12 protein-coding genes and 2 rRNA genes are annotated in these 13,272 nt (G+C 64.6%); 10 read left to right on the top strand and 4 right to left on the bottom strand.

The window, feature by feature from the left end:
- Positions 1–73, top strand: a 23S ribosomal RNA gene (locus DBR12_RS02130); the annotation flags it as partial.
- A gap of 158 nt (positions 74–231) precedes the next feature.
- A 5S ribosomal RNA gene (gene rrf, locus DBR12_RS02125) occupies positions 232–344 on the top strand.
- Positions 345–527: 183 nt separating this feature from the next.
- Here the strand turns inward: rrf and DBR12_RS02120 are convergent.
- Positions 528–1,643, bottom strand: a complete 1,116-nt coding sequence (locus DBR12_RS02120; RefSeq protein ID WP_108615737.1) for an MBL fold metallo-hydrolase — start codon at positions 1,641–1,643, stop codon at positions 528–530.
- A 125-nt stretch (positions 1,644–1,768) separates the two neighbouring features.
- Between DBR12_RS02120 and DBR12_RS02115 the strand changes: the two genes are divergently transcribed.
- The 8 genes from DBR12_RS02115 to DBR12_RS02080 all read left to right on the top strand — a co-directional run bounded on the left by DBR12_RS02115 (position 1,769) and on the right by DBR12_RS02080 (position 9,670).
- On the top strand, positions 1,769–2,164 hold the full coding sequence (locus tag DBR12_RS02115; RefSeq protein ID WP_108615735.1) for a MerR family DNA-binding transcriptional regulator: 396 nt from the start codon (positions 1,769–1,771) through the stop codon (positions 2,162–2,164).
- A 39-nt stretch (positions 2,165–2,203) separates the two neighbouring features.
- Positions 2,204–2,665 (top strand): PaaI family thioesterase, encoded by a 462-nt coding sequence (locus DBR12_RS02110; RefSeq protein ID WP_108615734.1) that lies wholly within the window; start codon positions 2,204–2,206, stop codon positions 2,663–2,665.
- A 39-nt stretch (positions 2,666–2,704) separates the two neighbouring features.
- Positions 2,705–3,895, top strand: coding sequence for an isovaleryl-CoA dehydrogenase (locus DBR12_RS02105; RefSeq protein ID WP_108615733.1), 1,191 nt, complete (start codon positions 2,705–2,707; stop codon positions 3,893–3,895).
- A 35-nt stretch (positions 3,896–3,930) separates the two neighbouring features.
- Complete coding sequence (can, locus tag DBR12_RS02100; protein WP_108615732.1) at positions 3,931–4,590, top strand: carbonate dehydratase; 660 nt, start codon at positions 3,931–3,933, stop codon at positions 4,588–4,590.
- Between the two features lie 49 nt (positions 4,591–4,639).
- Positions 4,640–6,445, top strand: coding sequence for a bifunctional isocitrate dehydrogenase kinase/phosphatase (gene aceK / locus DBR12_RS02095; protein WP_108615731.1), 1,806 nt, complete (start codon positions 4,640–4,642; stop codon positions 6,443–6,445).
- A gap of 80 nt (positions 6,446–6,525) precedes the next feature.
- Positions 6,526–7,713, top strand: a complete 1,188-nt coding sequence (locus tag DBR12_RS02090; protein WP_108615736.1) for an acetyl-CoA C-acyltransferase — start codon at positions 6,526–6,528, stop codon at positions 7,711–7,713.
- A 121-nt stretch (positions 7,714–7,834) separates the two neighbouring features.
- A complete protein-coding gene (locus DBR12_RS02085) occupies positions 7,835–8,503 on the top strand; it encodes an SDR family oxidoreductase (protein WP_108615730.1) in 669 nt (222 codons plus the stop codon).
- A gap of 36 nt (positions 8,504–8,539) precedes the next feature.
- Positions 8,540–9,670: an acyl-CoA dehydrogenase family protein gene (locus DBR12_RS02080; RefSeq protein WP_108615729.1), complete on the top strand. Its 1,131-nt coding sequence runs from the start codon at positions 8,540–8,542 to the stop codon at positions 9,668–9,670.
- 22 nt (positions 9,671–9,692) lie between these two features.
- On the opposite strand, the gene DBR12_RS02075 is transcribed toward DBR12_RS02080, so the two are convergent.
- The 3 genes from DBR12_RS02075 to DBR12_RS02065 all read right to left on the bottom strand — a co-directional run.
- Entirely contained in the window at positions 9,693–10,883 is a 1,191-nt protein-coding gene (locus DBR12_RS02075) for a M48 family metallopeptidase (RefSeq protein ID WP_108615728.1), read from the bottom strand.
- A 91-nt stretch (positions 10,884–10,974) separates the two neighbouring features.
- Entirely contained in the window at positions 10,975–12,888 is a 1,914-nt protein-coding gene (locus DBR12_RS02070; protein ID WP_108615727.1) for a hybrid sensor histidine kinase/response regulator, read from the bottom strand.
- Positions 12,885–13,272 (bottom strand): response regulator (locus DBR12_RS02065; RefSeq protein ID WP_146185445.1); only part of this gene is annotated, 388 nt, incomplete at its 5' end. The genes DBR12_RS02070 and DBR12_RS02065, both read right to left, overlap by 4 nt.

Here is a 13,272-nt window from a genome sequence, read left to right as displayed (position 1 = left end):
TTGATAGGCTGGGTGTGGAAGCGCAGTAATGCGTTAAGCTAACCAGTACTAATTGCTCGTGCGGCTTGACCCTATAACTTTGATAGCCAATCCCCGTGACTGCACACGCAGCACCCGGACGCTTCGAAGATTGTTATGCCAAGTTAGACGCAGTCAAAAGATAAAAAATCTGATTCCAGACTCTATGAATTCGCCAGGCAGTTCACAAAAACTGCCCAGCACCAAGTTATGCCTGATGACCATAGCAAGTTGGTCCCACTCCTTCCCATCCCGAACAGGACAGTGAAACGACTTTGCGCCGATGATAGTGCGGGTTCCCGTGTGAAAGTAGGTCATCGTCAGGCTCTTACAGCCCAAACCGCCCTTCTGCTCAATTGAGTAGAAGGGCGTTTTGCTTTGCAGATCGCAAAGCAATAACCATGCTGCATTGATCTTGATTGTGCCGATCGCTTGTTAGGCTCAGCGGTGTGCTGAATGAGTCAGAACCTCATCGCGATCCACGTTCTGCCTGGCCACTGCGCAAGCTATCACGCTATCTGGACGGCGCCCTCTTGGCTTCTCTTTGTCGAGCCCTGCGCGAGCTGGAACCGCTGAATCCCATTGGTGTCCAAAATCCGCTGTAGCCGTCCCTCGAACCACAACCAGTGCAAGTGAGCCAGGGCCTCGCCCATGGCGAAAGTCATCTGGTGGGCATCAAGCTTGCGTTTGAACATGATGGGCAGTGCGTCGAACGCGGACAACGAACCTTGCTCGGCAGCCACAATGATCTCATTGAGCCGATCCTGATGGTGACTTTGGAGCTGGCGGATGCGTTCGTGCAGGCCTTGGAAGGGCTTGCCGTGCGAAGGGAGGGTCAGCGTTTCTGGGGGGAGGACCAGGTAACGCAGCAAAGAGATCAAAAACAGCCGCAAGGGATTGGACTCCGGCTCCGATGCATGAACGCTAACGTTGGTGGAGATCCTAGGCAACACCATGTCGCCGCTGAGGAGGACCGACAACTCCGCACAGTACAGCGCGATGTGCTCCGGGGCGTGTCCATACCCGCTGATGCACTGCCAGACCCGCCCGCCGATCTCCAAGCGCTCTCCATCCATGAGCCGACGGAACCGAGGTGGAAGAGCGGGGACGAGCGTTGGAAAGTAGGAAGCCCGCCCCCTTACATGCTGGAGAAATGCCTCGTCCTGCATTCCATGCAGTGTGTAGAAGTCCGCGCCCGCTTCTCCGCCGAAGCCATTGCGGTCGTACACAGCGGTTCTGGCCACGTGGTAGTCAGTGGCGCTGATCCAGAGTGGCGCGCTCCAGCGCTCGCACAACCAATGTGCCAGCCCGATATGGTCCGGATGCATGTGGGTGACAATTACCCGCAAGATGGGCAGGCCCTCCAGGCTGTTGGCAAACACCTGCTCCCACTGCGCGCGCGTGCTCGGACTGTCGATGCAGCAATCGACCACGGTCCAGCCCTCCGCGAGGGCGCCATGTACATCGGGCTGCCGATCCCGCAGCAGCCACAGGTTGATATGGTCAAGCGCGAACGGCAGACCCATGCGGATCCACTTGACGCCAGGCGCGACGGTGATTGCGCCACCTTCAGGCGGGAGAACATCCCCCAACGGGTAATGGATCTGGTGTTCGAGTGGGTTCATGGCAATGGTTGTATGCGTTAGCATTGACGTTAACGTAAACGTCATGCATCCGAGGCATTGTAGGGACCGATGGCCTAAAGGCTGTCTCCTGCGCGAAACCGCACCGGTTGCATGCAGCCCACACCATGGCCAATACCTACACCATCAGCGATCTCGCCAAAGAGTTTGACCTCACCACCCGAGCCATCCGCTTCTATGAAGACATGGGCCTGTTGCAGCCAGAGCGCACGGGGGCGGCAGGCCGCAACCGTGTCTACAGCGCCCGGGACCGCACGCGCCTGCGCCTTACCCTGCGGGCCAAGCGCCTGGGCCTGTCGCTGACAGAGGCCAAAGAAATTATTGATCTGTATGACAGCCCGCGCGATACCGGCGTGCAGCTGCGGAAGTTCCTTGATGTACTGGTGTTGCATCGCAAGCAACTGGAGGAGCAGATGGCCGACCTGCGGGCTAATCTGGAAGAGGTGCAGGAGCATGAGGAAGAAGCACGTGCGCTGCTGCTCAAGGTGGAAACGCAAAAATGATCCATAATTGACGTTTACGTAAACGTAAATCATGACATCGTGACAACGACCCGTTTCGAGCCTCGCTGTGCCCAATACGCAGGCCGCGTGCGCGACAGCTTTGCGCGTCAGGGGGTCATGCAGACCCTGGGTGCCCACCTGGGCATGCTGGAGCCTGGGGCGGTAGACATTGAGCTTCCTTGGGCCCCAGCACTGACCCAGCAGCATGGGTTCTTGCACGCGGGCATGGTTGCCACGGCGCTGGACTCGGCCTGTGGGTATGCGGGCTTCACCCTGATGGCCGAGGACGCAGCGGTTCTCACGATTGAATTCAAGATCAACCTGCTGGCCCCTGCGAAGGGCGAGCGGTTTCGTATGGAAGGCCGAGTTATCAAGCCCGGTCGCACCATCACGGTGTGCGAAGGCCGTGCGTTCGCCATCGACGGCAGCCAAGAAAAACTGGTAGCCACCATGGGGTGCACCCTGATGGCTGTTACCGGGCGTGAAGCCATCCAGGGCTGAGCCCACTATTTTCCCCTACCCATTCCGAGGAGACATTCCATGAGTATTCCTGCCAACCTGCCCGGCCTCAACTTCCAATTGGGCGAAGACATCGATGCCCTGCGCGACGCCGTGCGCGACTTTGCTCAGGCCGAAATCGCGCCACGTGCGGCCGAGATCGACAGGAGCGACCAGTTCCCCATGGACCTGTGGCGCAAGATGGGCGAACTGGGCGTGCTCGGCATCACCGTGCCTGAGCAGTACGGCGGTGCCGCCATGGGCTACCTGGCCCACATGGTGGCGATGGAAGAAATCTCCCGTGCCAGCGCCTCGGTGGGGCTGTCCTACGGCGCGCACAGCAACCTGTGCGTGAACCAGATCAACCGCAACGGCAACGAGGCGCAGAAGGCCAAGTACCTGCCCAAACTCATCAGCGGCGAACATGTGGGCGCGCTGGCGATGAGCGAACCTGGTGCGGGCTCCGACGTGATCAGCATGAAGCTCAAGGCCGAGGACAAGGGCGGTTACTACCTGCTCAACGGCAGCAAGATGTGGATCACCAACGGCCCCGATGCCGACACCCTGGTGGTGTACGCAAAGACAGAGCCTGAACTCGGCGCGCGCGGCGTCACGGCCTTCCTGATCGAAAAGGGCATGAAGGGCTTCTCCATTGCCCAGAAGCTCGACAAGCTCGGAATGCGCGGCAGCCACACCGGCGAGCTGGTGTTCCAGGACGTGGAGGTGCCCGCCGAGAACGTGCTGGGCGGTCTGAACCAGGGTGCCAAGGTGCTGATGAGTGGCTTGGACTACGAACGTGCGGTGCTGACCGGCGGTCCGCTGGGCATCATGCAGTCGGTGATGGACAACGTGATCCCTTACATTCACGACCGCAAGCAGTTTGGTCAGAGCATTGGCGAGTTCCAGCTCATCCAGGGCAAGGTGGCCGACATGTACACCGTGCTGCAGGCGGGGCGCTCGTTTGCCTACACCGTGGCCAAGAACCTCGACATGCTGGGGACTGACCATGTGCGCCAGGTCCGCAAGGACTGCGCCAGCGTCATCCTCTGGTGCGCTGAAAAAGCCACCTGGATGGCGGGCGAAGGCGTGCAGATCTTTGGTGGCAACGGCTATATCAACGAGTACCCGCTGGGTCGCCTCTGGCGCGATGCCAAGCTGTATGAGATTGGCGCGGGCACCAGCGAGATCCGCCGCATGCTGATCGGCCGCGAGCTGTTTGCTGAAACCTGCTGAGTTCTATTTTCTTTTCACCGATCCTCAAGGACAACATGCCTTCCTCCATCGACGACCTGTTTGTCCACAATCGCGCCTGGGCTGCCCAGATGGAACGTGAGCGGCCTGGCTTCTTCACCAGCCTGCTGGCGCAGCAAAAGCCCAAGTACATGTGGATCGGCTGCTCCGACAGCCGGGTGCCCGCCAACCAGATCACGGGCCTGGAGCCCGGTGAAGTCTTCGTGCACCGCAATGTGGCCAACGTGGTGGTGCCCACGGACCTCAATTGCCTGTCCACCATTCAGTACGCGGTCGACCAGTTGCACATCGAGCACCTCATGGTCGTGGGGCACTACGGCTGCGGTGGTGTGTTGGCGGCGTTGGAGGGCACGCGCGTCGGCTTGGCAGACAACTGGATCCGCCATGTGCAGGACGTGCGCGACCGCCATCGCGACCTGATTGCGGCCACGGCGCCCGAGTGGCGCCACGACGTGCTGTGCGAGCTCAATGCCATCGAGCAGGTTGTGAACATTGCACAGACCACCGTGATGCTGGACGCCTGGGGCCGAGGCCAGAAGGTCACGCTGCATGGATGGTGCTACGGCCTCAAGGATGGACTCATCAACAACCTGCACATGACCGTGGACAGCACCGAAGGCCTGGAGTCGCTCTACAAGGCAGCTATTGCAGGTGTGGCTGCTGCTAAGCGGCGATAGGCGCTGACTACCGCGCAGCCTGTACCCCTCGACGGCCCATACCCCCGCCATGTTTCCGCAACGCCTTGATGCCCCCCAGGCCTACGGTATCGCCAAGGCCATGATGGATGGTTTCAACCGCCACTACCGGCTTTTTCGCACCGAGTCTGCGCGCGCCAAGCACCGCTTTGAGACGGCTGACTGGCACGGCCAGCAGCGGGCGCAGCGTGAGCGCATCGAGTTCTACGATTTGCGGGTGAAGGAATGCGTGCGCCGGTTGGAGAAGGAATTCAGCGCAGGCGCCCAGCCCATGGACGTGTGGCACCAGGTCAAGCTCCACTACATCGGACTCTTGGTGAACCACCACCAGCCTGAGCTGGCCGAGACCTTTTTCAACTCGGTCACCACCAAGATCCTGCACCGCACGCATTTTCACAACGACTTCATCTTCGTACGGCCTGCGGTCAGCACCGAATACATCGAGAACGACGAGCCTGCAGCGCGCCCCACTTACAGGGCCTACTACCCTACGCGCGACACGCTGGGCGAAACGTTCCAGACCATCATCGAGAACTTCCAGCTCCAGCGCGAGTTTGCCGACCTGCCGCGCGACGCTGCGTGCGTGGTGGCCGCCATGCGCGGCCGCCTCGACAAGGTCAGGCTGCGCACCAACTTCCAGGTGCAGGTGCTCACCAGCCTGTTTTTTCGCAATAAGGGCGCTTACGTGGTGGGCAAGATCATCAACGGCTTCAACGAAGTGCCGTTTGCGCTGCCCATCCTGCATGACGACAGTGGCAGACTCACCATCGATGCCGCGCTATTTGGCGAGGATGACATGCAGATGCTGTTCAGCTTTGCACGTGCGTACTTCATGGTGGACATGGAGGTGCCCAGCGCCTATGTGCAGTTCCTGCGCAGCCTCATGCCCCGCAAGCCGCGCGCCGAGATCTACAACGCCCTGGGCCTGGCCAAGCAGGGCAAGACGCTGTTCTACCGCGACTTCCTGTACCACCTGAAGCACTCTAGCGACCAGTTCCGCATAGCGCCCGGTATCAAGGGCATGGTGATGCTGGTGTTCGACCTGCCGAGCTTTCCGTTTGTGTTCAAGCTCATCAAGGACTACTTCCCGCACCAGAAGGAAACGACGCGCGAGCAGATCAAGGCCAAGTACCTGCTCGTCAAGCAGCACGACCGCGTGGGCCGCATGGCCGACACGCTCGAATACAGCGAAGTGGCATTCCCGCGCGACCGGTTCGACGACGCGCTGATTGCCGAGATCGAAAAGTTCGCCCCCAGCCAGCTCGAAATCAGCGACCGCGATGGCGACGGCCAGACCGAAGTCATCATCAAGCACCTGTACATCGAGCGGCGCATGATCCCGCTCAACATCTACCTGCAGGAGGCCTTCGACACCGGCCTGTCTGACCCGCGCGCGCGCCAGCAGATGGAGCACAGCGTCGTCGAGTACGGCAACGCCATCAAGGACTTGGTGGCCGCCAACATCTTCCCCGGCGACATGCTCTGGAAGAACTTTGGCGTCACGCGCAATGGCAAGGTCGTGTTCTACGACTACGACGAGATCGAATACCTCACCGACTGCAACTTCCGCCGCGTACCCACGCCGCGCAATGAAGAGGAAGAGATGAGCGGCGAGATCTGGTACAGCGTAGGCCCGCGCGATGTGTTCCCCGAAACCTTCGGCCCCTTCCTGCTGGGCAACGATGCCGTGCGCGCGGTGTTCATGCAGCACCATGCCGACCTGCTCGATGCCGCCTTCTGGCAGTCGCACAAGGAGCGCATCCAGGCGGGCCACATGTTCGATGTGTTCCCTTACGACGCCGAGCGACGCTTTGCCCAGGGCGCTTGCGTTGGCTGACCGCTCGCCAAGCCCCGGTTTTCACCCCCCCTTTTCCCCTGAGCACTTTTCCTTTGACCATTACCCAGGAGACCTTCACCATGTCCATCCAAGACCCCATCGTCATCGTCGGCGCCGCACGCACCCCCATGGGTTCGCTGCAGGGCGACTTCTCCAGCCTGGCTGCGCACGACCTGGGCGGGGCTGCCATCAAGGCCGCCATCGAGCGCGCTGGCGTGTCGCCTGATGCCGTGGGTGAAGTGCTGTTCGGCAACTGCCTGATGGCGGGCCAGGGCCAGGCGCCCGCACGCCAGGCGGCGTTCAAGGGCGGACTGCCCAAGGGCGCGGGCGCTGTGACGCTCAGCAAGATGTGCGGCTCCGGCATGAAGGCCGCGATGATGGCCCACGACATGCTGCTGGCCGGCACGCACGAGGTGATGGTGGCGGGCGGCATGGAGAGCATGACCAACGCCCCCTACCTGCTGCAAAAGGGCCGCGGCGGCTACCGCCTGGGCCATGACCGAATCTTCGACCACATGATGCTCGACGGCCTGGAAGACGCGTACGAAGCGGGCCGCAGCATGGGCACCTTTGGCGAAGATTGCGCCGCCAAGTACCAGTTCACCCGCGAGCAGCAAGACGCGTTTGCCACCGCCAGCGTGCAGCGCGCCAAGGCGGCCACCGAGTCCGGCGCGTTCGCGGCCGAGATCGTGCCCGTCACCGTCAAGACCCGTGCGGGCGAAACGGTCATCTCCGTGGACGAAGGCCCCGGCAAGGTCAAGCTCGAAAAGATCGCCACCTTGAAGCCCGCGTTCAAGAAGGACGGCACCATCACCGCCGCCTCCAGCTCCAGCATCAATGACGGCGCCGCCGCGCTGGTGATGATGCGCGAGTCCACGGCCAAGAAGCTGGGCGCCCAGCCCCTGGCCCGCATCGTGAGCCACGCCACCCACGCGCAGGAGCCCGAGTGGTTTGCCACAGCGCCCCTGGGCGCCACACAAAAGGCGCTGGCCAAGGCTGGCTGGCAGGTGGGCGACGTGCAGCTGTGGGAGATCAACGAAGCCTTTGCCGTGGTGCCCATGGCCCTCATGAAGGAACTCGACCTGCCCCATGACAAGGTCAACGTGAACGGCGGCGCCTGCGCGCTGGGCCACCCCATTGGCGCCAGTGGCGCGCGCATCATGGTCACGCTGATCCATGCGCTCAAGGCCCGTGGCCTGACCAAGGGCCTGGCTACGCTGTGCATCGGCGGTGGCGAAGCAACAGCCGTGGCGCTGGAGCTGGTGTGATGGCGGCACCCGGCGTAGCCGGGTGCGGTGGCGAGCGAGCCAGTGATTTACTGGCTTACTCCTTTTTTTATAGCATCTTTCGCATGATGGACGCGCGGAGGAGGCCAATTTTGTTCAAAAAATGAACTCCATACTCGTCATCGGCGCATCGCGGGGCATTGGCCTGGAGCTGGTGCGCCAGTACACCGAGGCGGGCCGCCGCGTGATCGCCACCGTGCGCGACGATGCGGGCCGCGAGCGGGTGCTGGCGCTTGGCGCCGAGGCGCTGACGGTGGACGTTGCCAACCCCGCCAGCGTGAGCGGCCTGGCCTGGCAGCTCGATGGCGAGAAGATCGACATCGCCTGGTATGTGGCCGGGGTGATCCGCCGCCCCAATGCGCTCACGCCGCCCACGCAGCAGGACTTTGATGCCGTCATGCACACCAACGTGCTGGGCGCGATGCAGGCCATCCCGCAGGTGGCGCCGCTGGTGGCGGATGTCGGCGGGGTGTTTGCGTTCATCTCGTCCTCCATGTCGCAGATCGGCAGCGTGCCGAACAGCGGCTCCTGGCTGTACCGCACCAGCAAGGCCGCGCTCAACATGGCCGTGGCCGCCGCCCAGCACGACTACCCCGGCGCCACGCTGGTCACCATCGACCCCGGCTGGGTGCAGACCGACATGGGCGGCGACAGCGCCCCGCTCACGGTGGAAGACAGCGTGCGTGGCCTGCGCAGCACGCTGGCCAGCGTGACCGCTGCTGACAAGGGCCGCCTGCTGCACCACGATGGCCGCCGGGCTGCGCACTGGTAATTCTTTTCAACGAACAACGACTTTCGGAGACACCCCATGCTGCTGACCCAAGACCAGGAAATGATCCGCGACGCGGTGCGCGACTTTGCACAGACCGAACTTTGGCCGAACGCCGCGCGCTGGGATAAGGAGCACCACTTCCCCAAGGAGGCCCACCAGGGCCTCGCCGCGCTGGGCGCCTACGGCATCTGTGTGCCCGAAGAGTTTGGCGGTGCCAACCTCGATTACCTCACGCTCGCCCTGGTGCTCGAGGAGATCGCCGCCGGTGACGGCGGCACCAGCACGGCCATCAGCGTGACCAACTGCCCCGTCAATGCCATCCTCATGCGCTACGGTAACGCGCAGCAAAAGCGCGACTGGCTCACGCCCCTGGCGCGCGGCGAAATGCTGGGCGCGTTCTGCCTGACCGAGCCCCATGTGGGCTCGGACGCATCAGCGTTGCGCACCACGGCCGTCAAGCAGGGTGACGAATACGTGATCAACGGCGTCAAGCAGTTCATCACCAGCGGCAAGAATGGCCATGTGGCCATCGTCATCGCCGTCACCGACAAGGGCGCAGGCAAGAAGGGCATGAGCGCCTTCCTCGTGCCCACCAGCAGCCCCGGCTATGTCGTCGCGCGGCTCGAAGACAAGCTGGGACAGCATTCCAGCGACACCGCGCAGATCAACTTTGACAACTGCCGTATCCCCGCCGAGAACCTGATCGGCGCCGAGGGCGAGGGCTACAAGATCGCGCTGGGCGCGCTCGAAGGCGGCCGCATCGGCATCGCCGCGCAGAGCGTGGGCATGGCGCGCAGCGCGTTTGATGCGGCACTCGCGTATTCGAAGGAGCGCGAGAGCTTCGGCACCGCCATCTTCAACCACCAGGCCGTGGGTTTCCGTCTGGCCGACTGCGCCACGCAGATCGAGGCCGCACGCCAGCTTATCTGGCACGCCGCTGCGCTGCGCGATGCGGGCAAGCCCTGCCTGAAGGAAGCCGCCATGGCCAAACTGTTTGCCAGCGAGATGGCCGAGCGTGTGTGCAGCGCTGCCATCCAGACGCTGGGCGGCTACGGCGTGGTGAACGACTTCCCCGTGGAGCGCATCTACCGCGACGTGCGCGTGTGCCAGATCTACGAAGGCACGAGCGACGTGCAGAAAATCATCATCCAGCGCGCGCTGGCCTGAGATCGTGACAGCACTCTGAGCTTCAGCCTCGCGTACGCAGTTCGCGCTCCAGCATGGCCAGCCGTTCGGGCTCGGCATGGTGGCGCGACACGGGGTAGACGCCCGCAAACGCCTCGCGCGCGGCTTCGGGGCGACCGCTCCAGGCCAGGGCCAGCGCATAGTCACAGGTGCACACCGCCAGCGACGGCCATGCGCCCGGGGCCTTGGGTACCAGCGTGAGGAACTGCGCACAGGCCTGGCCCAGGTGGCGGGCCGCCTCGCTTGCCAGCGCGGGATCGCGCAGCGCAATCAGGCCCCGCACCCAGTCGATGAAGGCTTGGCCGTGGGGCGGCAGCAGCTCCGTCTTGGTGGCGTCCAGCAGGCGCTGCGCTTCGTCGGTCTGGCCTGCCCGGGCTTCGCCCAGGGCCAGGTCCAGTTGCAGGATGGGTTCGGCGGGGCGCAGCGCAATCAGCTCGCGCAGGCGGGCTGTAAAGCCCGCATGGTCGCCCGCCGCCAGGGGCAGGGTGTAGGTGCGGGCCAGAAAGTCGGTGTCGTCCGGCGGGCGCATCGGGTGCGCACGCAGCCGCAGGATGGCGGTTTCCACCCCCTCGGTGCGCGCCTCGAACCAGGCCATGCGCACTACCGCATCCCAGGCGGGCTCGCGCATGAAAGTGTGGCGCTCGGCGGCGTTTGCCAGGCGATTGGCCAGAACCTCCAGGCGTGGCAGGTCGCCGGTGGCGTGGGCCAGCAGGGCCTGCTGGTACATGCGCTGAAACCGGTGCATGTAGGCAAACCAGGCAAAGGGCACCAGCATGGCCACCACCAGAATCCCTTGCACCCACACACTCCATTCGCGCCACACGGCCAGCGTCAGCAGCGCGGCGCAGACCAGCAGCCAGGTGCGGTTGTTGCGCAGCAGCTGGCGCAGCAGGGTCCACACGCCCGGGTTCTCCTGGGCTTCGATCTGGTCACGCGCCAACTGGCGCAGCGCCTTCACATCCAGGGGGCCCAGCACCTCGTCCGCCATCTCGGTCATCGCGCGGGCATACAGCCCCGAGGAGTGCAGTCGCACCTGGCTCAGCGGGGGTTGCAAGGCGGTGATGGCCTGCAGGGCTTCTTCGGCGGTGGTGGCATGGACAAAGCCCTCGGTAGGCTGGCCGTTGGCATCCTGGGCCTGGTACAGCCAGCGGGGCTTGCCGCTGGCCGAGGGGCTGGAAGTGTCTTGCTGCTTCAATCTGTGGCTCCGTGGGCGACCGTCGGGTCGTGCAGCCGCGCACTATGCCCGGGTAGGCGCCATGCCCCACCGCCGCCCGGATTGCCGGGCGTCAGCGCTGGACCATCGGCGTCTCTGAGTCCAGCCAGCGCGTGAGCAAGGCGTGCAGCTCGCCCACATCGACGGGTTTTCTCAGCACCACATAGCCTTCGGCCTCGGCTTCCTGCAGGGCGGGGGCGTCGAACTCACCGCTTACCATGGCGCCGCGCGCTCCGGTGTGGCGGGCCAGCAGTGTGCGCAGCACATCAAAGCCGCTTTCGCCCGTGCGCAGGCGCTGGTCGCACAGCACCACGTCGGGGGGGGAGCCGCTGGCCGCAGCTGCCAGCGCCTCTTGGGCATTGGCGGCCAGGCGCACCGTCAGCCCCCAGCTGTGCAGCAGGTTGTACCAGGCCTGCTGCACCTGCGGGTCGTCGTCCAGCACCAGGCAGGTGCCATGCAGGCCCGGCAAGAAGGGCGGGGGCGCACTGAGGGCGCTCTCTGTGCCGAAGCCCGCCGGGTTGTTCTTGTGTTCAGGGGGCAACACGGCGGCGGTGGCGGCCAGTTGCAGCCAGAAGCACGAGCCCCGCCCCAGCCGTGAGCGCAGGCCGTGTTCAGCCGCCATCAGCTCGGCGCATCGCGCCACCACCGCCAGCCCCAGGCCATGGCCTGCATCTACCTGCGTGGTGCCGCGCTGCAGGCGCTCGTAGGGCTGGTAGATGCGGTGGCGGTCCTGCTCGGCCACGCCCACGCCGGTGTCCCAAACGGCGATACGCCACCGCCCACCCCGGCGGCGGGCTGCCAGCAGCACACCGCCCTGGCGGGTGTAGCGCAGCGCGTTGTGCACCAGGTTGATCACACACTGGCGCAGCAGCACAGGGTCGGCCAGCACGGTGGCGTCCTCGGGCGGCAGGTGCTCGCGCAGCGCCAGGCCCAGATCGCGCGCTTCGGCGCGGAACAGCAGGGCAACGTCGTGCAGCAGCGGCCGCAGGGCCACGGGCTGGCTGCGCGCCTGCAGGGTGCCGCTTTCGATGCGCGAGAGGTCGAGCAGCGCGTTGAACATCAGGCTCACAGATCGCAGGCTGCGCCGCATGTCGTCCAGCGCGGGCAGCAGGGCGGTGTCGTTGTTGCGCCGCGCCAGCGCCTCGATCTGGAAGCCCATGGCGTGGATGGGCTGGCGAAGGTCGTGGCTGGCGGTGCTGAGGAACAGGTTCTTGGCGCGCAGCGCCTGCGCGGCCTCGGCGTGGGCCTGCTGCGCCTCCTGGGCCAGGCGCAGGCTTTCCTCCTCAAGTCGCACCTGCTGCAGAAAGAAGTTGTGCGCCACCACGGCATGCCGGTACAGCGCCGCCATCAGCAACAGCGACATGGGGATGATGAAGCGCCAGGGCGACGCGGGCGGCCCACCTGGCATGGCCGGGTTGCCAAACAGATTGGGCCACTGCGACAGCGACAGCGGCACAAGTACCGAGATCACCCCCCAGCCAAACCCATAAAAGCGCAGAAACGTGCCCAGCGAAGGCAGCTGGAAGGTGGCGGTACCCACAATCACCACCGCCAGGCTCACATGCAGCAACAGCACAAAGTCGAAGCTCGCGCGCCCCGGGGTCAGCACCACGATGGCGCCCAGAGAGGCCAGGCCCAGAGCCTGCCCCAGGCTGGTGTTGCGCACACGGGGCCGCCAGCGCCGCAGCCATGCGGCATCGTCGGCAGGTACCGTGCCGCTGCGGCTGGCCCGCAGTTGGCGGGACTGCAGAAACACGGCCACCGCCGCCAGCGTGTACAGCATGGTCCATGCCAGCATGCCCAGGGGATTGCGGCCCAGCCCCTGGAACCACATCGTGAACAACACCCCCAGCAGCGGCATCGCAAATATGCCTTGTGCGAGGCGCTGGTGCGTCAGCTCCAGCATGCGCACCTGGCCGCGCTCGGCCAGGTCGCCAGTGTCCAGTGGTCGGGGGAACCAGCGCCGCCACAGTGCCAGCACCCTCATGGCTGGGGCTCCTCCATGGCGGCAGCTGCATCGACCGGCGCCGCCAGCCAGCGGCCAAGCAGCGCCTGCAGGTCGGCCACGTCCACGGGTTTTTTCAGCACCAGGTAGCCCTCGTCTTCGGCGCGGCGCAAGGCCGGGGCGTCGAACTCGCCACTCACCATGGCCCCCCGCGCCTGCGGGCAGCGCGCCAGCAAGGCCAGCAGCACGTCAAACCCGCTTTCGCCCGAGCGCAGCCGCTGGTCGCACAGCACCACATCGATGGCCTGGCCGGTGTCCACATGTGCAAAGGCCTGCCGAGCATCGGATGCCAGGCAGACCTGCAGCCCCCAGCTGCCCAGCAGGGCCGACCAGGCGCCCAGCACATGCGGGTCGTCGTCCAGGATC

The organism is Acidovorax sp. HMWF029 (assembly GCF_003060895.1).
GTDB lineage: Bacteria > Pseudomonadota > Gammaproteobacteria > Burkholderiales > Burkholderiaceae_C > Acidovorax.
This window is presented reverse-complemented; position numbering and strand designations above follow the sequence as displayed.

Excerpts from the sequence above, each read along its gene's own strand:
- aceK (WP_108615731.1), top strand. The coding sequence starts at position 4,640 with ATGTTTCCGCAACGCCTTGATGCCCCCCAGGCCTACGGTATCGCCAAG.
- DBR12_RS02120 (WP_108615737.1), bottom strand. The coding sequence starts at position 1,643 with ATGAACCCACTCGAACACCAGATCCATTACCCGTTGGGGGATGTTCTC.
- DBR12_RS02105 (WP_108615733.1), top strand. The coding sequence starts at position 2,705 with ATGAGTATTCCTGCCAACCTGCCCGGCCTCAACTTCCAATTGGGCGAA.
- DBR12_RS02080 (WP_108615729.1), top strand. The coding sequence starts at position 8,540 with ATGCTGCTGACCCAAGACCAGGAAATGATCCGCGACGCGGTGCGCGAC.
- DBR12_RS02090 (WP_108615736.1), top strand. The coding sequence starts at position 6,526 with ATGTCCATCCAAGACCCCATCGTCATCGTCGGCGCCGCACGCACCCCC.
- DBR12_RS02085 (WP_108615730.1), top strand. The coding sequence starts at position 7,835 with ATGAACTCCATACTCGTCATCGGCGCATCGCGGGGCATTGGCCTGGAG.
- DBR12_RS02115 (WP_108615735.1), top strand. The coding sequence starts at position 1,769 with ATGGCCAATACCTACACCATCAGCGATCTCGCCAAAGAGTTTGACCTC.
- can (WP_108615732.1), top strand. The coding sequence starts at position 3,931 with ATGCCTTCCTCCATCGACGACCTGTTTGTCCACAATCGCGCCTGGGCT.
- DBR12_RS02070 (WP_108615727.1), bottom strand. The coding sequence starts at position 12,888 with ATGAGGGTGCTGGCACTGTGGCGGCGCTGGTTCCCCCGACCACTGGAC.